26 protein-coding genes are annotated in these 26559 nt (G+C 60.9%); 9 read left to right on the forward strand and 17 right to left on the reverse strand.

Going from position 1 to position 26559, the window contains the following annotated elements; translation table 11 throughout:
• Nucleotides 1–74 precede the first annotated feature (74 nt).
• The 4 genes from corC to miaB all read right to left on the reverse strand — a co-directional run bounded on the left by corC (nucleotide 75) and on the right by miaB (nucleotide 4053).
• Nucleotides 75–959: a CNNM family magnesium/cobalt transport protein CorC gene (gene corC / locus G5221_RS07390; RefSeq protein WP_203118663.1), complete on the reverse strand. Its 885-nt coding sequence runs from the start codon at nucleotides 957–959 to the stop codon at nucleotides 75–77.
• A 95-nt stretch (nucleotides 960–1054) separates the two neighbouring features.
• Nucleotides 1055–1519, reverse strand: coding sequence for an rRNA maturation RNase YbeY (gene ybeY / locus G5221_RS07395; RefSeq protein ID WP_005354089.1), 465 nt, complete (start codon nucleotides 1517–1519; stop codon nucleotides 1055–1057).
• Nucleotides 1516–2565: a PhoH family protein gene (locus tag G5221_RS07400; RefSeq protein ID WP_021229750.1), complete on the reverse strand. Its 1050-nt coding sequence runs from the start codon at nucleotides 2563–2565 to the stop codon at nucleotides 1516–1518. Before G5221_RS07400 ends, ybeY begins: the two co-directional genes overlap by 4 nt.
• Nucleotides 2566–2619: 54 nt before the next feature.
• On the reverse strand, nucleotides 2620–4053 hold the full coding sequence (gene miaB / locus G5221_RS07405; RefSeq protein WP_064340809.1) for a tRNA (N6-isopentenyl adenosine(37)-C2)-methylthiotransferase MiaB: 1434 nt from the start codon (nucleotides 4051–4053) through the stop codon (nucleotides 2620–2622).
• Nucleotides 4054–4318: 265 nt separating this feature from the next.
• Here miaB and G5221_RS07410 point away from each other — a divergent pair, with 265 nt between their 5' ends.
• The 3 genes from G5221_RS07410 (at nucleotide 4319) to G5221_RS07420 (ending at nucleotide 6914) form a co-directional block, all read left to right on the forward strand.
• The gene (locus G5221_RS07410; RefSeq protein ID WP_421263032.1) at nucleotides 4319–5482 is read left to right on the forward strand and encodes an FAD-dependent oxidoreductase; all 1164 of its coding nucleotides are present in this window, start codon (nucleotides 4319–4321) and stop codon (nucleotides 5480–5482) included.
• Nucleotides 5483–5531: 49 nt separating this feature from the next.
• Nucleotides 5532–6098 carry a cysteine hydrolase family protein gene (locus G5221_RS07415; protein WP_266134339.1) on the forward strand — a complete coding sequence of 189 codons (567 nt, stop codon included), beginning with the start codon at nucleotides 5532–5534 and terminating at the stop codon, nucleotides 6096–6098.
• Nucleotides 6099–6230: 132 nt separating this feature from the next.
• Nucleotides 6231–6914 carry a cold shock domain-containing protein gene (locus tag G5221_RS07420; RefSeq protein ID WP_266134395.1) on the forward strand — a complete coding sequence of 228 codons (684 nt, stop codon included), beginning with the start codon at nucleotides 6231–6233 and terminating at the stop codon, nucleotides 6912–6914.
• A 90-nt stretch (nucleotides 6915–7004) separates the two neighbouring features.
• Here G5221_RS07420 and G5221_RS07425 read toward each other — a convergent pair whose 3' ends face one another.
• Nucleotides 7005–7913 (reverse strand): LysR family transcriptional regulator, encoded by a 909-nt coding sequence (locus G5221_RS07425; protein WP_421263033.1) that lies wholly within the window; start codon nucleotides 7911–7913, stop codon nucleotides 7005–7007.
• Nucleotides 7914–8029: 116 nt separating this feature from the next.
• Between G5221_RS07425 and G5221_RS07430 the strand changes: the two genes are divergently transcribed.
• Complete coding sequence (locus tag G5221_RS07430) at nucleotides 8030–8275, forward strand: hypothetical protein (protein WP_266134338.1); 246 nt, start codon at nucleotides 8030–8032, stop codon at nucleotides 8273–8275.
• A 20-nt stretch (nucleotides 8276–8295) separates the two neighbouring features.
• Nucleotides 8296–8964 carry an HAD-IA family hydrolase gene (locus G5221_RS07435; protein WP_266134337.1) on the forward strand — a complete coding sequence of 223 codons (669 nt, stop codon included), beginning with the start codon at nucleotides 8296–8298 and terminating at the stop codon, nucleotides 8962–8964.
• Between the two features lie 209 nt (nucleotides 8965–9173).
• On the opposite strand, the gene dcuC is transcribed toward G5221_RS07435, so the two are convergent.
• The 3 genes from dcuC to G5221_RS07450 are packed head-to-tail and all read right to left on the reverse strand — an operon-like array spanning nucleotide 9174 to nucleotide 13323.
• The gene (gene dcuC / locus G5221_RS07440; RefSeq protein ID WP_042029811.1) at nucleotides 9174–10535 is read right to left on the reverse strand and encodes a C4-dicarboxylate transporter DcuC; all 1362 of its coding nucleotides are present in this window, start codon (nucleotides 10533–10535) and stop codon (nucleotides 9174–9176) included.
• Between the two features lie 54 nt (nucleotides 10536–10589).
• Nucleotides 10590–11507: a ribonucleoside hydrolase RihC gene (rihC, locus tag G5221_RS07445; protein ID WP_421263034.1), complete on the reverse strand. Its 918-nt coding sequence runs from the start codon at nucleotides 11505–11507 to the stop codon at nucleotides 10590–10592.
• 16 nt (nucleotides 11508–11523) lie between these two features.
• Nucleotides 11524–13323 carry an adenine deaminase gene (locus tag G5221_RS07450; protein WP_421263035.1) on the reverse strand — a complete coding sequence of 600 codons (1800 nt, stop codon included), beginning with the start codon at nucleotides 13321–13323 and terminating at the stop codon, nucleotides 11524–11526.
• Nucleotides 13324–13458: 135 nt separating this feature from the next.
• Between G5221_RS07450 and G5221_RS07455 the strand changes: the two genes are divergently transcribed.
• Entirely contained in the window at nucleotides 13459–14397 is a 939-nt protein-coding gene (locus G5221_RS07455; protein ID WP_421263036.1) for a LysR family transcriptional regulator, read from the forward strand.
• 178 nt (nucleotides 14398–14575) lie between these two features.
• On the opposite strand, the gene G5221_RS07460 is transcribed toward G5221_RS07455, so the two are convergent.
• Nucleotides 14576–15178, reverse strand: coding sequence for a nitroreductase family protein (locus G5221_RS07460; RefSeq protein ID WP_216953036.1), 603 nt, complete (start codon nucleotides 15176–15178; stop codon nucleotides 14576–14578).
• Between the two features lie 273 nt (nucleotides 15179–15451).
• Here G5221_RS07460 and G5221_RS07465 point away from each other — a divergent pair, with 273 nt between their 5' ends.
• Complete coding sequence (locus G5221_RS07465; RefSeq protein WP_164536238.1) at nucleotides 15452–16987, forward strand: sensor domain-containing diguanylate cyclase; 1536 nt, start codon at nucleotides 15452–15454, stop codon at nucleotides 16985–16987.
• Nucleotides 16988–17234: 247 nt separating this feature from the next.
• Nucleotides 17235–17717: a YMGG-like glycine zipper-containing protein gene (locus G5221_RS07470; protein WP_421221898.1), complete on the forward strand. Its 483-nt coding sequence runs from the start codon at nucleotides 17235–17237 to the stop codon at nucleotides 17715–17717.
• A 96-nt stretch (nucleotides 17718–17813) separates the two neighbouring features.
• Here the strand turns inward: G5221_RS07470 and G5221_RS07475 are convergent, their stop codons facing one another.
• The 5 genes from G5221_RS07475 to G5221_RS07495 form a co-directional block, all read right to left on the reverse strand.
• Nucleotides 17814–18770 (reverse strand): D-2-hydroxyacid dehydrogenase, encoded by a 957-nt coding sequence (locus G5221_RS07475; protein WP_421221899.1) that lies wholly within the window; start codon nucleotides 18768–18770, stop codon nucleotides 17814–17816.
• A gap of 145 nt (nucleotides 18771–18915) precedes the next feature.
• The gene (locus G5221_RS07480) at nucleotides 18916–19680 is read right to left on the reverse strand and encodes a DUF3530 family protein (RefSeq protein ID WP_164536241.1); all 765 of its coding nucleotides are present in this window, start codon (nucleotides 19678–19680) and stop codon (nucleotides 18916–18918) included.
• Between the two features lie 134 nt (nucleotides 19681–19814).
• Nucleotides 19815–20381: an elongation factor P gene (gene efp, locus G5221_RS07485; RefSeq protein ID WP_005362323.1), complete on the reverse strand. Its 567-nt coding sequence runs from the start codon at nucleotides 20379–20381 to the stop codon at nucleotides 19815–19817.
• Between the two features lie 45 nt (nucleotides 20382–20426).
• Nucleotides 20427–21623: an elongation factor P maturation arginine rhamnosyltransferase EarP gene (gene earP, locus G5221_RS07490; protein ID WP_421263037.1), complete on the reverse strand. Its 1197-nt coding sequence runs from the start codon at nucleotides 21621–21623 to the stop codon at nucleotides 20427–20429.
• Nucleotides 21624–21718: 95 nt separating this feature from the next.
• Nucleotides 21719–22762: a GMP reductase gene (locus G5221_RS07495; RefSeq protein ID WP_005348017.1), complete on the reverse strand. Its 1044-nt coding sequence runs from the start codon at nucleotides 22760–22762 to the stop codon at nucleotides 21719–21721.
• 381 nt (nucleotides 22763–23143) lie between these two features.
• Here G5221_RS07495 and G5221_RS07500 point away from each other — a divergent pair, with 381 nt between their 5' ends.
• Entirely contained in the window at nucleotides 23144–23638 is a 495-nt protein-coding gene (locus G5221_RS07500; RefSeq protein WP_081990717.1) for an ATP-dependent zinc protease, read from the forward strand.
• A 38-nt stretch (nucleotides 23639–23676) separates the two neighbouring features.
• On the opposite strand, the gene G5221_RS07505 is transcribed toward G5221_RS07500, so the two are convergent.
• The 3 genes from G5221_RS07505 to G5221_RS07515 all read right to left on the reverse strand — a co-directional run bounded on the left by G5221_RS07505 (nucleotide 23677) and on the right by G5221_RS07515 (nucleotide 26559).
• Complete coding sequence (locus G5221_RS07505) at nucleotides 23677–25113, reverse strand: ATP-binding protein (protein WP_421263038.1); 1437 nt, start codon at nucleotides 25111–25113, stop codon at nucleotides 23677–23679.
• A complete protein-coding gene (locus tag G5221_RS07510; protein ID WP_005335091.1) occupies nucleotides 25110–25796 on the reverse strand; it encodes a response regulator in 687 nt (228 codons plus the stop codon). Before G5221_RS07510 ends, G5221_RS07505 begins: the two co-directional genes overlap by 4 nt.
• Nucleotides 25797–25926: 130 nt before the next feature.
• Nucleotides 25927–26559 carry a tetratricopeptide repeat protein gene (locus tag G5221_RS07515; protein WP_139473655.1) on the reverse strand — a complete coding sequence of 211 codons (633 nt, stop codon included), beginning with the start codon at nucleotides 26557–26559 and terminating at the stop codon, nucleotides 25927–25929.

A 26559-nucleotide genomic window follows, 5' to 3' on the forward strand; every position in this document is an offset into this window, starting at 1 on the left:
GAGCCTCGATGCCGGTGGCAGAGAGCACAACGCCCCGAGGTCGGGGCGTTGTTTCACACATCGAGCGGATCTGCTTATTGCGGCTCGGATTGCGCCGCCGCGTGGTGCTCGGGGATCTTCACCTGCAACTGCTGCAGACGACGCCGGTCGGCATGCATCACCTTGAACAGGTAGCCGTCCAGCTCGATCTCCTCGCCCTTCTTGGGCAGATGACTGAAGGCGTGCATCACCAGACCGCCTACCGTATCCACCTCTTCATCGCTGAACTGGGTGCCGAAGAAGTCGTTGAAATCCTCGATCTCGGTAAGGGCACTAACCGAGAAGACCCGTTTGCTGATGCGGCGGATTTCGTCCGGTTCATCCTCGATGTCGTCAAACTCGTCGTCGATCTCGCCAACGATCAGTTCCAGTATGTCTTCGATGGTCACCAGACCGGAGACGCCACCAAATTCGTCGACCACGATGGCCATGTGGTAGCGCTCTTCACGGAACTCCTTGAGCAGACGGTCAACCCGTTTGCTTTCGGGGACGATCACCGTGGGGCGCAAGATTTTCTCGAGCTGCAGCGGCTCGCTGGCGTGATGGCCGCCAAACCCGAAGGGGAGCAGATCCTTGGCGAGCAGTATGCCCTCCACATGATCCTTGTCCTCGTTGATCACCGGGAAGCGGGAGTGACCGGACTCGATGATCACCGGCAGGATTGCATCCACCGGTTGGGACTTCTCGATGGTCACCATCTGGGAGCGGGGGATCATGATATCTCGCACGCGAAGATCGGCGATCTCCAGCACCCCCTCGATCATGTCCTTGGTGTCCTGATCGATGAGGTCGCGCTCTTCGGCATCGGCTATCACGTCTACCAAATCATTGCGGTCTTTTGGCTCGCCCTGGAAGAGTTGGCTGAGTTTGTCGAGCCAGGTTTTCTTCGGCGAGCCGGTACTAGGGTGATCGTCGGTCATTTTCTCTCTTGGTTACTCGTATGAACACACTTGAAATAGTTCGGGTTATATAAGGATGGTCATCTGCTGTTTCAAGACGATGACCATCCGGTTCTTTACTCTTCGTCGTTCAGATAAGGATCGGCAAAACCTAGCTCCTGCATGATGTCGCGCTCAAGCGCTTCCATCTCTTCGGCTTCCTCATCCTCGATATGGTCATAACCTAGCAGATGCAGACTGCCGTGCACAACCATGTGGGCCCAGTGGGCCATCAGGGGCTTGCCCTGCTCCTCGGCCTCGCGCTCTACCACCTGACGGCAGATCACCAGATCGCCGAGCAGCGGCAGCTCCAGACCGGGCGGCGCCTCGAACGGGAAGGAGAGCACGTTGGTGGGCTTGTCCTTGCCGCGATAGGTGAGGTTGAGTTCGTTGCTCTCCGCCTCGTCGACGATGCGCACCGTCACTTCAGCCTCCTGCTGGAAGCCGAGAATGGTGCCGTCGAGCCAGCCTTGCAGCTGGGCTTCGGTGGGCAGGCCGTCAGTGCTGGCACTGGCCAGTTGCAGATCCAGGGTTACGCTCATTGCTCACTCTCTTTGCTGGCGTTTGTTTGGCCGGCCACCTTCTCGGTTGCCTGTTTGGCATCGAATGCCTCGTAAGCCTGCACGATACGGGCCACCACCGGGTGGCGCACCACGTCTTTGGACTCGAAGAAGTTGAACGACAGACCATCGACCCCTGGCAGCACTTCCAGCGCGTGGCGCAGGCCGGATTTGGCGTTGCGCGGCAGGTCTACCTGGGTGATGTCGCCGGTGACCACGGCCTTAGAGTTGAAGCCGATGCGGGTGAGGAACATCTTCATCTGCTCGGTGGTGGTGTTCTGGGCCTCATCGAGAATGATAAAGGCGTCATTGAGGGTTCTTCCGCGCATATAGGCGAGCGGCGCCACCTCGATGATATTGCGCTCCATCAGCTTCTCGACCCGCTCAAAGCCCAGCATCTCGAACAGGGCGTCGTAGAGCGGGCGCAGGTAGGGATCGACCTTCTGGGAGAGATCCCCGGGCAGGAAGCCCAGCTTCTCCCCCGCTTCCACCGCCGGACGGGTCAGCAGAATGCGGCGAATTTCCTGACGCTCCAGCGCATCCACCGCCGCCGCGACCGCCAGATAGGTCTTGCCGGTACCGGCCGGGCCTATGCCGAAGCAGATGTCGTGGCGCACGATATTGGCAATGTACTGGGCCTGATTTGGGCTGCGTGGCTTGATGAGACCGCGCTTGGTCTTGACCGTCACCTCCTTGCCATAGGGGATGCTCGGCGCCGGTTCGTCATCCTGCTCCAGCACTCGCGACTCCTGAATGGCTAGATGGACCATATCGGGAGTGATGTCGGTCACCTTGCCACCCTTGAGGGGCTGGGTTTCCACATAGAGGTGCTTGAGGATGACGGCGGCGGCATCCAGCTGGGCCGGTTTGCCCACCAGTTGGAAGTGGCTGTCACGGTAGCTGATCTCGACGCCGAGGCGGCGCTCCAGCTGCTTGATATTGTCATCGAAGGGGCCGCACAGGCTGGCAAGGCGCTGGTTGTCGGCGGGCTCCAGATGCAGATTCAGGGTCGAGATGTGTCGGCTCAAAATATCCTCGTCTCAAGGCGCTCCCCATCCGCCGGGCGAATGGGGAGGAGGGGATTAATGGGGTGTGAAGGCGGCCACGCCCAGCTCGTCCGGTACGTTATCCGGGCGACGGGCCAGGATTTCGCTCGGGGCGGTGGCGATCCGCAGGTTCATCTCGCTCTCGCCGCGGATGAACTTGCCGCGCAGGGAGTTGGGACGCACCTCGGTGATCTCCACGTCGGCAAAGCCGCCGATCAGGGTGTGCAGGCCTTCGAAGTTGACCACCCGGTTGTTCTCGGTGCGGCCACACAGCTGCATCGGGTCGAGCTTGGAGGGCCCTTCCACCAGGATGCGCTGGGTGGTGCCCAGCATGGCACGGCCAATCTGCATCGCCTGGTTGTTGATGACGTGCTGCAGGCGGGCCAGACGGGCTTTCTTCACTTCCATGTCGACATCGTCGGGCATGTCGGCGGCCGGGGTGCCCGGGCGCGGGCTGAAGATGAAGCTGAAGCTCATGTCGAAACCCACATCCTCGATCAGCTTCATGGTCGCTTCAAAGTCTTCGTCCGTCTCATTCGGGAAGCCAACGATGAAGTCGGAGCTGATGGTGATGTCGGGACGGGCGGCACGCAGGCGACGGATCTTGGATTTGTACTCCAGGATGGTGTGCGGGCGCTTCATCATGGTCAGAATACGGTCGGAGCCGCTCTGCACCGGCAGGTGCAGGAAGCTGACCACTTCAGGGGTGTCTTTGTAGACTTCGATGATGTCGTCGGTGAACTCGATCGGGTGGCTGGTGGTGTAGCGAATGCGATCGATACCGTCGATGGCGGCCACCAGACGCAGCAGCTCGGCGAAGGTGCAGATGCCGCCATCAAAGGTCGGGCCGCGGTAGGCGTTGACGTTCTGGCCGAGCAGGTTCACTTCGCGCACGCCCTGCTGGGCGAGCTGGGCGATTTCGTAGAGCACGTCGTCCAGCGGACGGCTCACCTCTTCACCGCGGGTGTAGGGCACCACGCAGTAAGTACAGTATTTGGAGCAGCCTTCCATGATGGAGACGAACGCGGTGGCCCCTTCGGCGCGCGGTTCGGGCAGGCTGTCGAATTTTTCGATCTCGGGGAAGGCGATATCAACCTGGGCACCATGGCCCTCTTGCACTTCCTTGATCATGGCGGGCAGGCGATGCAGGGTCTGCGGGCCGAACACGATATCCACATAGGGAGCGCGTTGGCGAATCGCATCGCCCTCCTGAGAGGCAACGCAGCCACCCACGCCGATCACCAGACCGGGCTTTTTGGCCTTGAGCTTTTTCCAGCGTCCCAGCTGGTGGAACACCTTCTCCTGCGCTTTTTCGCGGATGGAGCAGGTATTGAGCAGCAAGACATCTGCCTCTTCGGGCTCTTCGGTAAGGGTGTAGCCATTGCTGGCATCCAACAGGTCGGCCATTTTGGACGAGTCATACTCGTTCATCTGGCAACCCCAGGTTTTAATGTGAAGTTTCTTGCTCATTGCTTCTCTTGACTTGTTTTGAAATCGGCATGGTCAAAGGACCGCGCATTTTACTCCGCAATCTGGATACTGCCTAGCTAATATCCAGCTGGCAATGGTGCTCACCCGATACCTGTTGCCAGCAAGCTCAATAAGCTTTCTCCTTGATTTGACGCAGCAATTCCCCGTTTGTCTCACTGTTTATCAGCCGCCCTTGCGCTATCATGCTGCCATTCGGTTCACGTCCGGGCGCTGTCGCCGGACGCACCCTTTCAGGAATAAATGCATGGAACAGTGTGATATCGCCATCGTCGGCGCCGGCATGGTGGGCGCCGCCACCGCCTGTCTGCTGGCGGCTCAGGGCCTCTCGGTGCGGGTCATCGAGACCCAACTGCCGGAGCATTACGCGCCGGAGCAGCCGCTGGATCTGCGGGTCTCCGCCATCAGTCAGGCCTCGGTGGCGCTGCTGGAGCAGACCGGTGCCTGGCACCATCTGCAGCAGATGCGGCTCTGCCCCTACCGCCGACTGGAGACCTGGGAGCTGGACGGTTTTGCCACCCGCTTCAATTCCGCCGATCTCGGTCTGCCCCAGCTCGGCTACATCATCGAAAACCGGCTGGTGCAGCTCGCCCTGCTCAAACGGATGGAGGATTTTCCCACCATCCAGACCCACACCCCGGCGGCGGTGACCAGCCTGCGCCAGAGAGCAGATGAAGCTGTGCTGACTCTGGACGACGGCACCGAGCTGGCGGCCCGCTGGGTGCTGGCCTGCGACGGTGCCGAATCCCACACCCGCAAGCTGGCCGGTATCGGCGTATCGCGCTTCGAGTACCGCCAGCACTGCATGCTGATCAATATCGACACCGACTTTGCGCAGGAAGATATCACCTGGCAGCAGTTCACCCCGAGCGGCCCGCGCGCCTTCCTGCCGCTGCCCGGTCAGCACGGCTCCCTGGTGTGGTATGACAACCCGGCCCGTATCCGCGCGCTGGCGGCCATGAGCAACGAAGGGCTTGCCGCCGAAGTGCGCCGCCACTTCCCAAGCCGCCTCGGCGGATTTACCGTCACCGGCAAGGGGAGCTTCCCGCTGGTGCGTCGCCACGCCAACGACTATCACGTCGGTCGGGTGGTGCTGCTTGGCGATGCTGCCCACACCATCAACCCACTGGCGGGGCAGGGGGTCAACCTCGGCTTCAAGGATGTGGCCTGCTGGGCTGATCTGCTGCAAGGAGCTGGCGCCGACTGGCATCAGCTGGCGTTGGCCGAGCGTTACGAGCGACGCCGTCGCCCCGACAACCTGCTGATGCAGTCGGGAATGGATCTCTTCTACGGGGTATTCAGCAACGAGATTGGCCCCCTCAAGCTGGCCCGCAATCTTGCTCTCAATCTGGCGGACAAGGCGGGCCCGCTCAAGGAGATGGCGCTGCGCTATGCACTGGGGCTGGTTTGACAGGTAGAAACCAGGTAACACGGGCTGAATTCGCGAAGGAGCAAAGGTGATGAACAAGGCACTGCTGGTGATCGATTTTATCAACGATATTGCCCATCCCGACGGGCGCATTGCCGCCTCCGCAGCCCATGTGCTGGAGCAGGATGCCATTGCGCATGCCAATCAGGCGCTGGCCCATGCCCGCGCCCACCGCTGGCTGGTGGTGCTGATCAAGGTGGGCTTTGACGGCGGCTATCAGCTGCAACCCAAGGGGTCTCCCATGTTTGGTCGCGCTCACCAGTTGGGGGCGCTCTCTTTGGCTGACAGCGGCACCGACTTTCATCCTGATCTGGATGTGCAACCCGGTGATCTGGTGCTGGCCAAGCCCAGGGTCAGCCCCTTCTATGGCACGGCGCTGGAGCCTGCGCTGCGGGCCAACCACATCGACCACCTCTATCTGTGCGGGGTGAGCACCAGCTGGGCCATTCAGGCGGCAGCGCGGGATGGTCACGATCGCGACTACGCCATCACCATTCTGGAGGATGCCTGCGCCGCCGCAGATGCCACCGAGCATCACACCTCGCTGCGGATGCTGAGTCGCATCGCCGAGATCATCAAGGTGTCCCAGCTGGCTTGATCCTTAACGCAGGCTGCACCCGATCACCGTGTTGAGATTGACTCTGCGGCTCCCTGTCGGGCCGCAGCGCTTTTGGGCAACATGATTGTCGGGCAATATAGTGCTCACATGGATAACAACAAGGATGGACAGATGCGTTATCAGGGACGGATCGCGAGCTGGAACGAGGCGCGCGGCTTTGGATTTATTACGCCGGAGCAAAATGGCGCCGAGCAGACAATCAATGGATCACGCGGTGCAGGGCTGTTTGTGCATGTTACGGCGCTGCAATCAGATGGCCGGGTGCCCGAGCCGGGGGAGCGTGTCACCTATCTGATCGGCAGTGGTCAGGATGGCAAGCCAAGGGCGTTGCAGGTCTTTTTCCCCGATCGCCCGCTCACGTTGGCGGGTGTTGTGCCGTCGGTCGCACCATCAGCAGCAAGATCAGCCGCATCATCGGTGGCGCCTGCATTTCGGGCGGCAAGTCAGCCGCCAAGACCCACCTCGACCAGAGAGAGAAGTAACCCCTATCGACGTCGCAAGAGCAGCTGGAGTGGTAAATTGCTCCCCCTGTTGCTGCTCGTCGGCCTCTTTTCCATCTATTCCCGCTTCTTTGCCAATTTGCCGCCCGCATCGCCAGTTACTCAAGAGGAGGTTAGTTCCATCTTCAGTACGCCACAGGCAGCGACCTTTACTCGCCAGTGTGATGGTCGGCAGCATTGCTCCCAGATGACCTCCTGTGAGGAGGCAACCTGGTTTTTACAAAACTGCCCTGGTACCAAGATGGATGGGGAAGGAGATGGCATCCCCTGTGAAGATCAGTGGTGTGTTAATTGAAATGCTTTGATTCACAAAGGCCCGATTAATTCATCTCGATTGCTGAGCGCTATCTTCTCCTGGTTCCGTCTGCGGGAGTTTTTGGCTGGGTCAGCGATCGATTGTGGCTGGGTGCGGTGCGGGATGGGGATCGAGGACCAGCTGCACGAAGCGATCGCGGATCGGGTCGGCAAAGGCGGGGTTCCACACCAGACTTATCTCCCACTCGGAACAGGGGCCAAAGAGGGGATAGAGGGTGACGTCCGGGCCCGCGATAAAGCTGACGCTGTGCGGCAGGATGGCATTACCTATGCCTGCCGCAACCAATGCCACCAGAGTCTGAATATCCTCTGCCTCTTGAACCATGCCGGTCAGCCGGTTGGCGCCGAGAAACCCGGCGATCTGCCGGGTTAGGCCGGGACAACGGTAGCCCACCATCTGCAACAGGGGTTGACTAGTCAGTGCCTGCTGGACGTCAAACGATGACGGATCTGGCTGGGTCATCCGGGTTGGCACCGCCAGTACCAGCCGGTCGGTCAGCAGCCGATGCTCCTGCAACAGCGGAGTCTCTGGCCGACGCATAAAACCAAGTTGCAACTGGCCGGAGAGCAGCTGCTCCTGCTGGATCGCGGAGGGCATATCCTGCAGATGGACCATCACGTCCGTGACCTGCTGTTTGAAGCGGGCCACCAGCGCAGGGGCCAGCGCGAAACTCGACAGGCCAAACCCAATCTTGAGCCGACCGGCCACGCCACTCGCCACTGCCAGCGCGTGACGTTCAAACTCCCTGCCGTATTTGACCAGTGCGCTTGCCTGAGTGAGCAGCTGGGCGCCGAGCGCCGTCAGCTCGGCACCATGGCGGCCCCGCTTGAACAGGGTGCAGCCCAGCGTCTGCTCCAGCCCCTGGATCTGCTTGGTGAGGGCCGGTTGGGTAATGAAGAGGCGATTGGCCGCTTCCCGGTAGTTGGCGGTCTCGGCCAGCGTCACAAACGCCTGCAGTTGCCTCAAGTCGAATTTCATTCCAATTGGTTATCCAAAGTGGCGATTTATTGATTATAAATTATCTAATCGCCTTGTTCTAATGGCTCGGCAAGGGGGGAATCGCCCTCCTCTGAACCGGAATAAGGAGCCATATCATGTCTACCCAACGTTATCTGTTTTTGATCAAGGGCAAGCTGGTGCTGGCTCAGCCGTTGGCGGCCCCGGAGACTGGGGAGCTGCTCGCCAGCCTGTTGCAACAGGGGTTTGTGGTCGGCCCCTTGCAAGTGTGGGCTGGCAGTACCGAGCAGGCGCTCGCCTGTTATGAGCGTGCCGCCCAGCAGCAGGCCTTTGCCGATGCGCTCTCTGGCTCTCTGCCCGAGCTGGCCGAGGTGCCTGTATGAGTGTCTGTATGAGTGCTGGCATGAACACGATCACCCTGTCGGTATCCGCCCTGCTGTTCGATATGGATGGCACCCTGGTCTGCTCGACCGGCGATGTGGAGCAGGTATGGCGGCTCTGGTGTCGTGAACATCTGCGCGATCCCGAGCCGGTGTTGGCGATGTGTCACGGTATGCGTTCGCGCGAGGTGATCCGGTCGCTGGCTCCGCAACTGGATGTGGAGCGAGAGGTCGCGCGGCTTGATGAGTTGGAGATGCTGCATACCGGCGGCGACGCCATCGCAGGAGCTGGCGAGTTGCTGCGCCACCTGCCGCCACAGCATTGGGCCATCGTGACCTCCGCTGGTGAGCGGGTTGCCCGCCATCGCCTGAATTGTGCCGGTTTGCCGCTGCCTAACGTGTTGGTGGGAGCCGAAGCGGTGGTCAATGGCAAACCCGATCCCGAGCCCTATCTGCTGGGCGCTGTACGGCTTGGCGTGCCACCCGCTCGCTGTCTGGTATTTGAGGATGCCCCGGCCGGTATTGAGAGTGCCCTGCGTGCAGGCTGCGCCGTGGTACAGGTGGGGGGCGATGCACCGCTCAACCCTGCGGTGGTGGCGGTGATCCGCGACTGGCGCGAGGTGAGAGTGGTGTCAGGGAAAGGCGAGTCCTTGCTGGTGATGCTGTCTATGCAGGGCGCCAACCAAGAATGACGGCACGAGAGCTCTGGGAGTTGAATTAGGGGGCTGAGCCTGATGGCTGGCGGTCAGTTACTCAGGCGTATGTGGCTCTTGGTCGCAAAAGTTATAGACGATCCCCACCGATTATCTTCCGGGCGTTTACATGCAGTGGGTTCACTTTCAACCGGGGGTAAAAAACCGTCTGCAGGCGACCGGATTGATCGCCTGCAGATGGAGCTGGTTTAGCTGAACAGCAGGTAGGAGAGGGTCATGCAGCAGATGATGCCCGAGATGATGGGCACCGAGGTGCGCTTGATAATCTCGATGGGGTTGCTGCCGGTGATCGAGGCGATGACGATGATTACCGCGGCGACCGGCGACATGGAGCGGATCAGGTTGGCGGTGAGCTGCATCGGCAGGGCCACCGCCACGCTGTTGACCCCGACCTTCTCGGTGATTTCGGGAATGATGTTGATAAAGGAGTAGAAGACCGCCAGACCGCTGCCGCTGATAAAGCCGATCAGCGCCGCCGTGCCGGAGAAGAAGAACATCAGGATGGAGCCGACGCCGTCGATGTGCTTCACGCTATCGACCAGGGTATCTATGATGCCGATGGCTTTGAGCCCCTCCACCAGCATGCTGGCCGCTACTATGAGCGAGACCACCTGAGCCAGACCTGTGCCCATGCCGGTAAAGAAGATGGCGAACTCCTTGCTGGTCTCCTTGATATTGCCTTTGCGCAGCAGCTCCACCCCTATGGTGAGCAGCAGGCAGACGAAGGTGATCTCCACCAGCCCGAGGGAGATATGGGTGAAGCAGATACCGAACAGCAGTACCAGCACCAGTGGCAGCACCGGAAAGAGGCCGTAGTAGGCGGGCGGCAAGCCGGTCGGAACGGCGAGCGACTCCTCTTTTTCCTCCAGTCCGCCGCGCGCCTGCTGGCGCTTGTCCATCGCCTTTTGCCAGAAGTAGTGCACTACTGCCATCAACGCCAGCGTTGGCAGCGAGATGGGGGCGTGGTAGGAGACGATGTACTCCACCAGCGGGATCCCCAGTTTCTGGGCTGCAAGCACATTATCGGCCCCCAGCGGGCTGGGCATGATGGTGGCAGTGGTGGCAATGACGGCCCCCGCGGTAAGGGAGGACATGTTCGACGCCTTGAGCACCGGATAGAGGGTCGCCATCAGCAACACCGCCAGACTGGCAGCGCTCGGTACAACCAACGAGAGCAGGTTGCCCAGCAGGAAAATCACCGGCACCAGCAGGTAGGGGGAGCGGATACGGCTCAAGGGGCGGGTCAGCAGCATGACGGTGACGTCGTTGGCGCCGATGTGGCTCATGTAGCTGGAGAAGCCGAACAGCACCATGATGGTGAGACCGACATTGCCCATCTGGCTGATGAAGATCTGCTTGATCTGGACGAAGGGATCAAGCCAGCTGAGGCCGCTGCTCTGCGCCGCAGGCAGCAGGGGGTGACCCAGTCCGACGGCGGCAAACATCAGCAGCAGCCCGGCGCCAAACAGCACTATCTTGGCATCGTAGTTTTTGGCGATGAGATAGCCGCAGATGACCAGGATCAGGGTGCTGACAATTATTTCCAGCATGTTTCCAACACTCTCTTCTTGATGTGAATGGGCCAGCGGGCTGGCGGTTCGGGATCAGATGGCGCGGGCAAGGGTCTCCATGCACCAGGCCCTGAATCCGGGCACGTCGATATCGAGACACACCTCGGCGTTGGGCGGGCGTTTGAGCCGGTTGTTGATATCCACCGAGGTGGTGCCGAGGGTGTGCTCACCCCGGGTCTCGATGGCCACATGGCAGGCCCGGGTGATAAAGAGATCGGGGCGCACCAGATAGGCAATGGCGCAGAGATCGTGCATCTTGAGCCCGGTCTGCATACTGCCGCCGCGATAGTGGCCGAACAGGGCGTGGAGCATGGCGCCGGTGCGGTTGAGGGCGGGCAGCGCCGCAATCATCTCGCCGGTCAGGGTGGCCCGGCTGGTGATATCGAGTCCGCACATCACGATGGGCAGACCGCTGCTGAAGACGATGTGAGCCGCCTCCGGATCCACGTAGATATTGAACTCGGCATTGGGGGTGTGGTTGCCCCGACCGGCCGAGCCGCCCATCAACACGATCCGCGCGATCTTCTCCCGACACTCGGGGTGCAGGGTGAACAGCAGGGCGATATTGGTCAGCGGCCCGATGGGCACCAGCGTCATGGATTGTTCGCTGGCGAGCAGGGTGGCCTTCATGGCTTCGACGGCATGCTCCGGTATCGGCTGTTGCCCGGGTTCGGCAAACTCGTAACCATCGAGGCCGGAGTGGCCGTGGATATGGCTGGCATTGTCGAGGGGGTGCACGAGGGGCTGGCTGGCCCCCTGTGCCACCGGCACTTCTTGGCCGAAAAAGTGCAGCAGGCGCAGGGCGTTGCGGGTGGTCTTGCTGACATCGACGTTGCCGGCGACCGTGGTGATGAGCGCCAGCTCGATCCCGGGGTGAAACAGGGCGGCGGCGATGGCAACGGCATCGTCGATGCCGGGGTCGGTATCCAGAATAATGGCGACAGGGTTCACGCTGTTCTCCTCGAGGTTAATCGGCTTGGCTGGCATCGTGGGGCCAGCAGCAGATAAAGGGGTCGACAATCTCGCGGGTCAGGCCATCGGTGAGGCCGAGATCGGTCAGATGGGGCCCCGCATTGCAGGCAAGGCAGGTTCCCTCGATGGCCTTGAAGACACGGTAGGGGGGCTCCCACTCCACCACCTTGCCGCTCACTTCGCGCAGAGCGTGGAAGCTGGCGGCCAGCTCGCTGGCCGGCAGGTCGGAGAGCATGCCGGCGATGGGCATGGCAACGTGGGCCAGCACCTCACCCTGCTGGACGACCGCCATGCCGCCCCCGCTGGTGATCAGAGTGTTGGCGGCCAGCATCATCTCTTGCGGGTCGCGCCCCAGCACCACCAGATTGTGGGAGTCGTGGGAGTAGCTGGTGGCGATGGCCCCTTGCAGCTCGCCCCACCCCTCCAGCAGCGCCAGCCGGGTGCCCGCCTGATGGCGGCCATGGCGGTGTTGCACCGAGATGAGGCTAAATCCCGCAGGCACGATGACCTGACCATCCCGAACCTCAACCTCGGTTTCACTCCACTGGGTGAAGCGAGCCCCCTTGATGGTCTTGAAGCGGGCCCGACCCGCAGTCAGCCCGGGTACCCGGATGATGAACTCCTCCTGCGTGCGCAGGGGGATCTGCATGGTATCGCGCGGCGCCTGACAACCGGCGACATGCTCGGAGGGTTTGAGAATGGCGCCATGGCGGGCGACCCGCTGACCACCGCTGTAGACCCAGATCGGGTTGAGATCAGTGAGGTTGTCGAACACCACCAGATCGGCGCAGCGGCCGGCGGCAACCAGCCCCAGATCGTTGCGCTGCAGCCGGATGGCGGCATTGAGGGTGGCCATTCGCAGCACATCGGGCACCGCCAGCCCGAGTTCAGCCAGCAGCTTGACCAGCGCAATCATGCCCCCTTTCTCCAGCAGCATGTCGGGCGGCACATCGTCGGTACAGAGGGTGATTTGGGAGGAGAGGTGGGGCAGCTGTTTCAGCGCCGCGACGATCTCCGGCAGCAGGTAGGGGTGGGAGCCGCGCAGCTGCAGGGTGAGCCCGGCCCGCAATTTTTCCAGCGCATCGGCAGCCGAGGTGAGTTCGTGATCCGAGCTGACCCCGGCAGCCAGATAGGCTTGCAGCCGGTGACCAGTGAGGCCCCGGGCGTGTCCCTCAATCAGGGCATTGCGTTGCAAACCGGCGTGCAGAATGCCGGTCATCCGCTCGCTGCCGCCCAGCACCCCCTGCATGTCCATCACCTCGGCGATTCCCGCCACCTCCGGCCACTCCAGCATGGTGGCCATCTCGGGGCCGTGGAAGTCGGCGCCCGACATCTCGAGACCCGGCGTCGAGGGAACGCTGGAGGGGGCGGCGCAGATGACCCGCAGCGGCAGATTGCGGCTGGCGTCGATGGCGTAGCGCACCCCCGCCAGCCCGAGTACATTGGCCAGTTCGTGGGGATCCCAGAAGATGGTGGTGGTGCCCTGTGCGACCACCACATCGGCGTAGCGCTCCGGCGTCAGGTGGGAGCTCTCCACATGGACATGGCTGTCGATAAGACCGGGCGAGAGATAGGCGCCGGCCAGATCGTGGGTCTCGCGTGCCTGCTGGAAGGAGCCGACCGGATGGACGCTGGCGATCAGCGGGCCGACCAGCCCCACGTCGACGGGGCGGATCTCGCCGGTCACCATGTCGATCAGGTTGGCGTTGGTCAGCAGCAGATCGAAGGGGGCTTCGCCGAGGGCAGCCTGCACGACGCGGCGGCGCAAGTTGAGGGATGCATCTTGTTCACACATGAAGGAGATGGCCTGACAAGGGGAATAATGGGCCCACTTTAGGGAGGGGATTGGTCCGTGCATAGCGCAAAGAATTTATAACTGGATAAGAAAGGGTTATGCTGCTGCAAACGTTTTTCTCCGGTTGTCGATTTCATGTCCGAACCTTGGCGCCGTCTGCCTGCGCTCTCTCTGAAGCAGATCCAGTATTTTGTCACGCTGGCCCAGCTGCGCCACTTCACCGAAACGGCCAATCAGATGGCCATCAGCCAGCCCGCCCTGAGCAGTGCCCTGCGCCAGATTGAATCTGTACTAGGCGGCAAACTGTTTCACCGCACCGCGCAGGCGGTCACCCTGACCGAACAGGGGGAGGCGATCCTGCCCCACGCCAAGGGGCTGCTCAATGTGGCCCACGCCGCTTTTGCCGATATGCAGCAGGTGATGGTCGAAGGGGGCGATGGCACCCTGCGCATCGGTCTGATCCCGTCGGCCTGCACCCTGATGTTTCCGCTGGCGGCCGCCCGTCTGCAGCAGCAGTTTCCGGGCTTGCTGGTCGAGTTTCAGGATCACACCAACGACGGTCTGTTGCAGGCGCTGGCCGAGGGGTCTCTGGATGCGGGGATTGGCGTGCTGGATGGCGAGTTGCCCGACTCGCTGGAGGTGACGCCGCTGCTGGACGATGCGCTGGTGGCGGTGATCAACCGGCAGGATCCGCTGGCAGGGGAAGAGGCCATCAGCTGGCATGAGCTGACCCGCCGCGACATCGCCCTTTTTGCCAGAGGCAACGTCAGCCGGCAGGTCAACGGACTGGCCCAGAGCCAGTTGCCCGGGCTCAAGCCCAGATACACCACAGATTATGTCGAGACGCTTTACGGCTTGGTGCGCTCAGGGTTGGCAGTTGCTATCCTGCCCGGACTCTATGCCGCGAACCAGTGCGATCCCCAGCTGAAAGTCGTGGCGCTGCACGAGCCAGTGCTGAGTCGAACCCTGGCGCTGATGTGGGCGAAAGGACTCTCCCGATCAACTCGCATCGACGAAGGGCGAGCCCTGCTGCGCGCCACCATTATCGAACAGCTAAGTAGTCAGCACGGCTGAGGCTGGCACGAGGTGAAGGTGGAACCTGGAGAGACATCCCTGCTGGTGACGCTGCCCGCCTGAGCTGTGGTGCGAGTGCGTGACGACCGCAGATTGCGGTATGAACCATCGCTATCCGAACTCTTGATGTCGCAATAAAAACGCCCCCGAGATGCGGGGGCGTTTTGCTATCTGGCCGTTATTTGAAAACGCGGAAACGGGTGGCATCGTCGATGAAGGTCTTGTCGCCGGCCGGTTGCTGGATGCTGCCAAAGGGCATCTGGGCACGCAGCAGCCAGCTGGCTGGCAGGTTCCACTCCTTGCGTACCGCCTCGTCGATGAGGGGGTTGTAGTGTTGCAGGGAGGCGCCGATCTTCTCCTGGGCCAGGGTGGTCCAGACCGCAAACTGGGCGATGCCGGTGGCATGTTCCGACCAGATGGGGAAGTTGTCTGCATAGAGGGCAAACTTTTGCTGCAGATCCTTGATGACGTCGGTGTCTTCGAAGAACAGCACAGTGCCGAAACCTGCGCGGAAGCTGCCATCCACCTTGGCCTCACTCTGGGCGTAGGCCTCCGGCGGCACGATCTTTTTCAGCTCGGCTTTGACGATATCCCACAGCTTATGGTGCTGGGCGCCAAACAGGATGACGGCGCGGGAGCTCTGGGAATTGAAGGAGGAGGGGCTGTGCCTGATGGCATCCTGGATCAGGGCCGTCAGTTGTTCCGGTGTATGGGACACCTGGCTGCCCAGGGCATAGATGGTACGACGTGCTTTGATCTGTTCGATAAACGGACTGCTCATAACATCTCCTTGTTCTGCTTGGCGTTGCAGCCGGTGATGGACGGTTTGTCCAGCGCCGGCCGCGTCAGGTATAGACTATAACACCCGCAATGCAGAGCGGGGTTAACCCGGGGTAACTAGCGTTTTTCCTGTCAGTTGATATTCGTTTGCGAACCTTGATGTTTTGTTAGTATTGGAAATGTCATTAAAGGGGCGTTGAAGTGATATTAATCAATGATTCACTCTCCTTTCTCTCGCACAATCCCGCTATGTTTTCCCCTGTTCGGATGTCATGTGAGCCGCTCGTATCTCAACAAGCGTTACTATGTGCTGGCCCCCCTCTCCGCACTGCTTGGCTTGTTGATCCTGATCGTGACTATCATCATGGCCATTGCCAGCTATCTGCGGGATATCGACATGACGGTATCCGGCTTCGGTCACATGGCTTCCTCCGTTGAGGCGTCCTTGATCCACGAGATGGTGAAGGTCAATGAGCGGCAACTGGCAGTGCTGGAGGGCTCCCTAGACAAGGAGAAGATAGCCCGCGGCGAGCCGGCCGACTCTCCCATCTGGGCTATTGCCCATCAGATCAAGCCCGGCAACCACTATATCTACTTTTACAACCTGAAAGCGGATCGCATCGACAGTTACCCGGAGTGGCTCGCGCCCCCAGGTTATAAGGCAGCGCTGCGCCCCTGGTATCAGGTGACCGCCATGCCGGGCGACGAGCCCGTCTGGTTTGGCCCCTACCCTGAATACAATACTCAGGAGCTGATTCTCAGCCTGATCAAACGGGTGAGGGACGAGCAGGGGCAGTTGCTGGGTCTGCTGATGGTTGACATGTCATTCGACTCGCTGCAGCAGGCGCTGCAGCGCACGGTCGGTAGTAATCAGGCGGCACTCTATCTGACCTTGCGTGACACTGATCAGCTGGTAGTGGGCAGCAATATGGATCTGCTGGCGACCAACACCATCAAGCAGCATCAGAGTCAGCAGTGGCTCGGCCTGGATGTGCTGTGGCATGGGACTTATATCAAGCGTGAGCTGGCGGATATTGGTTGGGATCTCAACATCTATCTGCCGCCAGTACTGTTTCGTGACAGCCTCTACGATGCGTTGCAGATGGTGGTTTTTCCACTGCTCTCTCTGTTTGCCATCTGGTGTTGCAGCCTGAGTCTGCTGGTGCGGATCTTCCGCCAGGAGCAGGAGCTGGTGTCGGGCTCATTGACCGGCATCGTGCGCGATCTGGAGCGTTCAGCGCCTGTCAGTGAGCCCAAGACCTGGTTCGTGCGGCGTAGCCTGAACGAGATCGATCAGGTCAGGGCCAGTTTTCTCAAGGGGCAGGATGCGCTGTTGCGGGATCCCCTGACCGGTATCATGAACCGACGAGCCTTCGAGCAGCACAAGGCGGCACTGGAGCAGAGGGGGGCGTGCTTCTGGCTGCTGCTGTTTGATGTCGATCACTTCAAGGGGATCAACGACAGCCAGGGCCATGCCTTCGGCGATCAGGTGCTGTGTCGGGTGGCCAACTGTCTTGCTGATGTGCTGGGGGTGAGTACGGTTTACCGGATAGGTGGGGATGAATTTGCCGCTCTGCTGCAACAGCCACAGGATGAGTTGGCGGAGAAACTCGGTTGTCTGCTTGAACTGGTGCGTCAGCAACAGTGGCGTGAACACCATGGGCCGATCACCCTGAGTGCCGGCGGCGCCTGCCATTCTCCTGCCGCCGGCCCTATCTTCGAGCGGGCTGATGCTGCCCTCTACCGCAGCAAGGAGGCTGGCCGGAACTGCTGGCATCTGGCTGAAGGGGTGGCAGGGGCCCTTGACTGACAGCTTTTGTCCCAGCGCGCTGACTATTCGACAGGACGCGGCTGCCAGGTTATCGGTCACTTTGTCGTGACTGTCTGGTTCAATGTTAATTTTCACGTTTTAATTCAATAGGTTGATTCTACTCTTCCTGTGTTGGCTGTGACTGTACTGCCATTGACTGTCGCATCCCTGTTTTCTGCTGGCTGGCGAACCTGATAGCTCTTTGTATAGTGCTGCTGATTATTAATCAGGTTTGACAGGAGTATCCATGGATATGAGTACGCGTGGCATCGGTGCTCTGGCTCTGTTGGGGGCGTCATTGCTGGGCAGCACTGCGGCCCACGGTTCGGAAACTCTCAACACCATTCTCGGTGGTGGCGCAGGCGGGGTGGCGGGCACCATGATCGGCAAGGAGTTGGGGGGAGATACCGGTGCGCTGGTGGGGGCTGCATTGGGCGGCGCAGCCGGTGGTGCGGCGACGGCCAACAAGGGCAACAAGAATGAAGCGGCCCTTGGCGGCGCGGTGGGGGCGCTGGGCGGTGCCGCTATCGGCAAGAGTGTCGGTGGCGATACCGGTCAGCTGATCGGCGCCGGGGTTGGCGGGGCGAGCGGTTCGGCCATCGGTGCCAAGACCGGCGATGGCCACAAGAGCCAGGATCGCTATTACGATGATGACGACGATCATCACCATCACAAGCACCACAAGAAGTACAAAAAGCATAAGAAGCACAGATGGCATGACGACGATTGATGCGTGTGCAGTGAGTGCGGAAGATGCAAAACGGGGCCTGTTGGTCCCGTTTTGCATGGTGTGGTCACTCGATTTTGCGGTGACTCGCTCGTGCGGTTACACCAGCCGGTGCTGGCGGCGACCGGCGGCAAAGGCGTTGATGTTGTCGATCAGCTGGTCGGCCAGTCGCTGCATCGACTCCTCGCTGGCCCAGGCCACATGAGGGGTCAGAATGAAGTGGGGGTATTGCAGCGCCTTCATCAAGGGATGGTCGGGAGGCGGCGGTTCGACGCTCGCCACATCGAAACCGGCACCACCGAGGCGACCGTTGGCCAGCGCTTGCAGCAGCGCCTCCTCATCCACCAACCCACCGCGGCCGACGTTGATCAGCAGGGCGCCCGGTTTCATCAGATCCAGCTCCCGCTCGCCAATGAGGTTGCGGGTGTAGGGGGTGAGCGGGCAGTGCAGGCTGATGACGTCCGAACTTTGCAGCAACTCGTCGAGGGGCAAGCGGTCCTCGTCGTGACTGGCGCCGATCTGGCTCTGGGCGTAACGCACTGTCATCCCCATCCCTTTGGCCCGCTCGCCGAGCGCCTGTCCGAGCGTCCCTTTGCCGATGATGCCAAGCTGCTTGCCGTGCAGATCCATGATGTTGTGGTCGAAGAAGCAGAATTGGCCGCTCTGTTGCCAGCGCCCCTCCAGCAGCGACTGGCGCCAGCAGAAGAGGTTGCGCGACAGGGCCAGCATCAGCGCCATGGCGTGCTCCGGCACCGAGGGGCCCGAGTAGTTGCGGATATTGCACACCCCGACGTTGGCGGCGCGGCACGCATCCAGATCCACGTTGTCGCTGCCGGTTGCGGCCAGGGCGATGAGTTTGAGCTCAGGCAACTGGGCCAGTTCGGCGGCGCCGATCCGTACTTTGTTGATGATAGCGATGCTGGCATCTTTGAGCCGTTCCACCACCTGTTCCGGGGTAGTACTTGGATAGCTCTGCCAGTGGTGGGGGAAGTCGGGGTGATGCAGGGTGATGCCCGCATCCAGGGTATCGCTGTCGAGAAACACAATCTGCTGCATGGACCTTCCTGCCATTGTTCAGGTTCGAGAGGCCATGATGCCAAAGAGGATGCGGTCAGGGCCAGATCGTCGCCGTGGTAGGGTTGGGCTTTATCCGGCAGATGTGAGCTGGCGCGCGCTTTATTGCGCCACGGTGGCGGCTGGTTTAGAGCCAGCCCAGATGGTTGAGCCAGCCCTGAATGCGGGTGGGGGTCTCCTCCAGCTCCATCAGGGCGTAGGGGCGATAGTTGAGCTTGTTGCTGCGCCGGCTCTCGCTTTTGCGGGCCTCGGCGGCCAGCAGTGGCCAGCGACCGCCATCCTCCTGATAGAGGTCCAGGGTGGGGATGGCCGCCTGAGCCACCTGTTTGGCCAGGGTCTGGTTGCTCTGCTGATTGGGGAAGAAGCCATCGAGCAGCACCAGCGCGTCGGGGGCGGGCAACTGTTCGCTGGCGATGAGATTGGCAGTCCAGGCGGCGCCGGTACCTTGCGCCAGGATCAGCTTGAAGCCCCCCTCCTGCAGCTTGGCATCGGCCAGCTTGCTGATCCGCTCGGCAAACTGCTTGCGAAACTCATCGCTGTTTTTCGCTTTTTTCTCGGCGGCTGGGTCCAGTTCGGTCTGCTGGGGGGAGGGCAGCAGCAGCAGGGTATCAAAGCCCAGTCGGCTGAGGGCGCGAGTCAGTTGCCAGAGTTGGCCGCTGCGCTGCCAGTCGGGCAGTAAAATGGCGAGCCCCAGATAGTTTTCACTGTCATGTTTGGCGAACAGCACCGTCTGCTTGTCGATCTGGGTAGCATCGGGCAACCCTTTCCAGTCGCTGGCTTGCCAGTGGTCGAGGGGCATAGGTTCGGCAACGGGGGGGGCGACCTCGCTCGCCTCTGCCCCATGGCCAGCCAGCAAGGTCAATAACAGCAGTGATAAGGATAATCTGGCCATAGTGTGCTCCCCCGGTTATCTGGGTTAGCGGCGGCGGCGGGATTTTCTGAAGGCGGGCGGTGTGATGGCAACTCGGAGGCAATAAAAAAGCGAGCCGGTGGCTCGCTTTTTTGTAATCAATTCAAAGCGGTCAATTAGTTGACGCGACGCTTGAATTCGCCGGTGCGGGTATCGATTTCGATCTTGTCACCGATCTCTACGAAAGCGGCAACAGCCAGCTCGTAGGTAGTGCCTTTCAGACGGGCAGGCTTGGTCACTTTACCGGAGGTGTCGCCACGGGCAGCCGGCTCGGTGTACTCAACTTCGCGCACGATGGTGGTCGGCAGTTCTACGGAGATGGCTTTCTCGTTGTAGAAAGTCACTTCGCAGATGTCTTCCATGCCGTCTACCAGATAGTTCAGCACGTCACCCAGGTTGTCTTTCTCTACGTCGTACTGGTTGTACTCGGTGTCCATAAAGACATACAGGGGATCGGAGAAGTAGGAGTAGGTGCACTCTTTACGTTCCAGCTGAACAACGTCCAGCTTGTCGTCGGCCTTGAAGACGGTCTCGGTAGCGCTGCCGTTCAGCAGGCCCTTCAGCTTCATTTTGACCACGGCGGAGTTACGGCCGGATTTGTTGAATTCAGCCTTCTGAACCACCATCGGCTCGGTGCCGATCATGACTACGTTACCAGCGCGGATTTCCTGTGCGGTTTTCATGTAAAAAATTCCTGTTCGTGAAACGGACGGATAAAAACTGCCAGATTATATACGGCTTTCTAAAAATTTCACCAACCGTGTGACGAGATCCCCATCCCGGAGCAACTTCTGTGACCAGCTTCGCCCATGTTGCTGCCAAATGGCGCTATATCGGGGCCATTGGGCCCAAAGTTCGCCGCAATCTTCGCCACGGTTGAGAGCCAGATTAAAGCGGCGCAGCCATTGGCCGCACTCGGCTGGTAGATCGGATAAGTAGTGGTCAAGGAACTGCTCCAGCTTGACCAGATGGGCCTCCTCCTCCTGTTGGTAGATATGCCAGAGGAAAGGGCGAGCGGCCCACTGGGCCCGCACGAAGGAGTCCTCCCCGCGCACCAGATTGAGATTGCAGCTCCACAGCAGTCGATCGTAACCGGCCTGATCGGTCATCGGCAGCAGCTTGATGGTGAGGTTGCCCGAGTGGAGCAGATCCCCCGCTTTGGCTGCAGGGATGGCATCTGCCAGACCGGCGCCGGTGAGCACATCGTTGAGAGAACGCCCCAGCGGCAACAGCAGGGTGACGGGCGTGGTGCTCTGGCACCAGCTCTCGACCAGACTCTTCAGCGCATCGCTCTCGTAGGTAAAGAGGCTGACCCGCAGCTCGTTCTCTTGTTTTGGTGGCAAACCGAGGCTGGCCCAGTAGGCGGTAAGTCCCGCATCATCTTGCTGCCACAGCTCCCGTTCGGCGATGAGGTAGTGCTCGCACAAAAGGCCGCCGGTTTTAGCGGTAAAGCCCGGGAAGAAGAAGTATTTGTTGAGGCTTTTATTGCCAACCCGCTGGGGCGAGGCGAGGCCGTGGCAATCCTCGACCCAGCTCTCTGCCGAGAGGTATTCCAGATTGAGCCAGCAGGGGGGGCTGGGTTGGCTCGCCATCAGCTCTATGAAGAGGTCGGGCAGCTCGCAGGCAAAGGCCTCGATCACCACTCTGGCCGGGGTCATGTCGGTCGGCAGGGTCTCATGCCAGTGCTGGATATAGATGCCCTCGACCCACTGGCCATCCTGCGCCGGGTCGAGCCCGGGGCAGATGCGGGCGAAACTTGGCAGATCGTCAACCCAGAGCCGCACCTGAACCTCATCGCCATGTGCCGCTATATTCCCCTCCCGCTTTAGCTGGCGGGCGAGTCGCCAGGTGACGCCGATGTCGCCGAAGTTGTCGACGACGCAGCAGAAGATGTCCCAGTCAAACGGGTGCAGGGGAGTGGTCATGGCGCGGGATCCCAGATACAAAAAAACCGGTGCGCAGGGTAGCACACCGGTTGACTGGCTTCTAACCGTCAGCGTGTGACGGTCGCTGCGGCAGGTTACTCCTTGCCGTAGACGTTGTTCTCTTGCTCGCGTACCCGGATAAAGGTGGTGCGCTTGGTCAGCTCTTTCAGCTGGCTGGCACCCACGTAGGTACAGGTGGAGCGCACGCCGCCCAGAATGTCGCGCACGGCGTTCTCGACCGGGCCGCGGTATGGCAGCAGCACGGTTTTACCCTCGGAGGCGCGGTATTCTGCGACGCCGCCGGCATGTTTGTCCATGGCGCTGGAGGAGCTCATGCCGTAGAACTTCATGAAGGGTTCGCCGTCTACATCGACGATCTCGCCACCGCACTCTTCGTGGGCTGCCAGCATGCCGCCCAGCATCACGAAGTCGGCACCGCCGCCGAACGCTTTGGCGACGTCGCCCGGGCAGGTGCAACCGCCGTCACCGACGATCTGGCCGCCGAGGCCGTGTGCCGCATCGGCACACTCGATGATGGCGGAGAGCTGCGGATAGCCGACGCCGGTCTTGACGCGAGTGGTGCAGACGGAGCCCGGGCCGATGCCGACCTTGACGATGTCGGCGCCGGAGAGGATCAGCTCTTCGACCATCTCGCCGGTCACCACGTTGCCCGCTAGGATGACGTGGTTGGGGCAGGCTTCACGAATCTTGCGCACGAACTCGACGAAGTGTTCGGAGTAGCCATTGGCCACATCGACACAGATGAAACGCAGCGCTTCGGACATGGCGAGGATTTGGCGGGTCTTGGCGAAATCTTCAGCCGAGGTGCCGGTGGAGACCATCACATGGCCCAGCAGCGCCGGGTCGGTCTCGTTGACGAAAGCTTGCCACTGCTCAAGGCTGTAGTGCTTGTGTACCGCGGTCATCATCTCGAAACCGGCCAGCGTGCGTGCCATGGCAAAGCTGCCGACGGTATCCATGTTGGCGGCGATAACGGGTACGCCTTGCCATTGGGTCTGAGTGTGTTTGAAGGTGAACTGACGGGTCAGGCTTACTTGGGAACGGCTCTTGAGAGTAGAGCGCTTGGGGCGGAACAGGACATCCTTGAAACCGAGCTTCAAGTCTTCTTCGATACGCATTACAAATTCCTTATTGAGCCTTGTTGAAAGTCACTTTTGCAGTGGCAAATTTTCGGCAGGCGCAAAAAAACCGGTGGTTTTCAGGCCCTCCGGTTTACAACAGTGTAGGCAAAAATCCCTTCAGAACAAGACTGATAATTCGCTCATTGTTGTGGTAGCCTTTGGCGTCACAACCTGAGGTTAACCACCAGTTTCATCCAGCACCGTTCGGTGCCTTGCTCTCCTACGATATTCCCGCCCGCTTGGGCCGCCATTCGGCCACTCTTTGTCGTCTCTCTCCTGACCCGCCAGATATTATCCAAGTAGCTGAAATAAATCGGATTGACCCACAATGGGACTGTGGTAGATCTGGGCGCAGGATTGACAAGGCAGGGCAGTAAAATGGGCAAGATGATGGTGGGGATCACCCTGATGCTGGCACTGTGTGGCAGTGCGCTGGCAGAGACCCCGACCAGCTATGGCTGGATCGAGAAGGGACTTATTTTGCCCACCGGCGTGGCGGTGAAGATGAAACTCGACACCGGGGCGCTCACCTCTTCCCTCGATGCACGCTCTATCACCAGATTCAAACGGGATGGCAAGCCCTGGGTGCGCTTCATGTTGGTGGTGACCGATGCCGACAGCGGCAAACTGGTCAAGCAGCAGTTCGAACGGCGGGTCGAGCGCAGCGTGACGGTGCGTGGGGCGGGCGGCATGGAGCAGCGGCCAACGGTGACCATGTCCATCTGTCTGGGGGACAAGGTGTATGAGGAGTGGTTCACCCTGCGGGATCGCAGCAAGATGATCTATCCGGTGCTGCTGGGCCGACGTCTGCTGGCGGAGCTGGGCCCGGTGGACTCCAGTCGAACCTTTACCGTGCAGCCAGATTGTCATTGAAAGTAAAGAGCCCGCATCGCGGGCTCTTTACTTATCGCTTATCTTGCCGGCGGCAGCGGGAGCAGCACGCTCACCTCCAGCCCCCCTTTCGGCCGGTTGTGGACATCGAGGTCGGCGCCGTGCAACTGGGCGATGCGTGAGACGATGGCCATGCCGAGACCCACGCCATCCCCCTGCTGGGGATTGACCCGAAAGAAGCGTTCATACAACCGGGGCAAGGCGCTGGCGGGAATGCCGGGGCCGTTGTCGCTCACATCCACCCTCACCCGGTTGCCCTCTCGCAGTACCCGCACCCTGATCTCGCCCTCTGGCTGGGTGTAGCGCAGCGCATTGTCGATGAGATTACTGAACAGCAGGTCGAGCAGGGTGGCCTGCCCCATCACCAGCTGCGGCAATTCACACTCCAGCGACAGCTGCTGATCCTTCTTGAGCGCGATGGGTGCCAGGGTCGCGAGGGTGCCTTGCAGCAGGTGACCCACCTCCAGTTCGGTCAATACCAGCCCCTGCTGGTTGTCGATGCGGGCCTGGGTCAGTAGTTGCCGGATCAGCCGATCGCTGCGATCGAGGGCCTGCAGCATCTTGTGCAGGGATTGCTGGCGGCTCACTTCATCTTCGGCAGCCAGGGCATTTTCACTGTGGATCCGCAGTACCGCCAGCGGGGTGCGCAGCTCGTGGGCCGCCTCGTTGGTGAACTGCTTCTCCCGCTCTATGGTCTCCGCCAGCGCCTGCATCAGCCGGTTGATCTCGTTGGTGAGGGGGGTCAGCTCCTGCGCGCTTATCTTGAGGCTGAGCGGGCTCAGGTTGGCGGGGTGACGTTCGCTGATGGCCTGGGCCAGCTGGCGCAGGGGGGCCAGCCCGCGGGTGATGAGCCACCAGAGCAGGGCCAGCAGGAAGGGGAGAGTGATCAGCAGCGGCAGCATGGTGAGGGTTGCCATCTTGCTGGCCAGTTCGCTGCGCTCGTCGTCCCGCTCGGCTACAACCAGCCAGGTCTGCTCCTGCTGGTTGTAGAGAGTGAAGGTGCGCCACTGGTGATTATCTTTTTCGACCGTGTCGAAGCCGATGGCCAGGGTGACCAGCGGCTGATCCGGGGCGCTGGGGGCGCGCAGCAGCAAGCCGCCCTTTTCATCGAGCAGCTGGAAGTAGAGATTGCGTTCGAACTCGTGGCCGTAGGGGGTGATCTCCCGATCTTCGCCGGTCAGGTTGAGGCCGGGATCTTTTTGCCACTCATCGGGATTTTGCGCCTCCCACTCCTGATAGACGGTGCCGTTGGCGGGCAGTTGCCCCTGCTGGGCCATGTAGCGAGCAAGCAGCTGATTGGTGATGCGGGCCGACTGGGCGAGGCGGGCATCAAACAGCTCCTCCATTTCGTGGCTCGCCTCCATGTAGCCGATAAAGGCGCTGATGGTAAGACTCAGGCTCACCAGCGTCAGGATACCGGTGAGCAGAAAGCGGCGAATGGAGCGGGGACGTTTCATCGTGCGGGTGTCCGGCTTGGCTGTTCGAGCTGGGGAATGATGTAGCCGACCCCGCGAATATTGCGGATGAGGTCGCTGTAGAACTTCTTGCGCAGATGGTGGATATGCACCTCTACCGCGTTGCTCTCGGCCCCTTCATCCCAGCCGTAGAGGCTCTGTTGCAGCTGATCCTTGCTCAGCACCCGGCCGCTCTGGCTGATCAGCTCCTGCAGCAACTTGTATTCATGGGGGGTGAGTTTGACCGCTTCCCCCTGATAGGTGACCTGCTGGGATTCGGGATAGATGAGGATGTCGCCATACTCCAGTACCGCCTGAGCCTGCCCCTTGCTGCGACGAACCAGGGCGCGCAGGCGGGCGTTGAGCTCCTGCAGGGCGAAGGGCTTGACCATGTAGTCGTCGGAGCCGGCATCAAGGCCGACCACCCGATCGTCCAGCGCATCGCGGGCGGTGAGGATCAGCACCGGCAACTGGTGGCCTTCACGCCGCAACTTGCGCAGCAGGCTGAGGCCATCGATGTCGGGCAGGTTGAGATCGAGGATCAGGGCGGCGAACTCGTCGCTCTTGAGGGCTGCCAGAGCGGGCAACCCCTGTTGCAGCCAGTCCACCGTGTAGCCGCTATGGCGCAGTGCATCCTGCATACCATCCCCCAGCATCACATCATCTTCCACCAGCAGGATCCGCATTCTTTTCTCCCTGTTTGTTGGGTGTGGCGATCTGGCTCAGCGCCAGGGCGTGCCGTGGCATAAACAACCCTGCCCACCAGTATGCAAGCTGGTGGGCAGAGTTTAAATAGTTCTTTGATCCATCAGGATTTTATAGCTTGGCCAGCCGATCGCGGATCTCCATTCTGCGCCCTTCGTCGGCCACTTCGCGGCCCGGGCGAGCCGGGGCGGCCAGCGCCTTGTCGAGATAGGTTTTGGCCTCGGCCTTGCGACCCTGATCCAGCAGGAAGTCGCCATAGAAGAAGTTGGGATCGATGCCATCGGGATTGATGGCCAGCGCCTGCTTGAGCAGCTGCTCTGCCTTTTCGTCATCGCCAAAGCCGACCGGCCAGCCGGGCACCTGATAGTAGAGGGAGCCCAGACTGGTGTAGGCAGAGCCGTCCAGCGCCTTGGGATCCTGCTTGAGCGCCAGCTCCAGCTTGGCCTTGGCCTCTTTCACCAGACCCAGTGCCCCCAGCCCCCCTTTGGCCCCCGCCCAGGTGCTCTTGACGATGGCCGACCAGATCAGCAGATCGGCGCGAAAGGGCTCCTTGGCGCTGGCCGCTTCGGCCTGGGTGCTCAGGGTTTCGAGGCAGCTCTCTTTCGCCTTGCCGCTCTGTTGATACTGGCAGACGGCCCACTGTTGCTGGATGGGGACGAGGGCATCACCCGCGGCCATGACCGAGGAGGACCCCAGCAGGATGGCGATGGCACAAGAGGTCACTGATTGACGGAAAAAGTTCAT

This window comes from Aeromonas sp. 602200 (assembly GCF_049173895.1).
In the GTDB taxonomy this organism is placed as follows: Bacteria; Pseudomonadota; Gammaproteobacteria; order Enterobacterales; family Aeromonadaceae; genus Aeromonas; species Aeromonas veronii_A.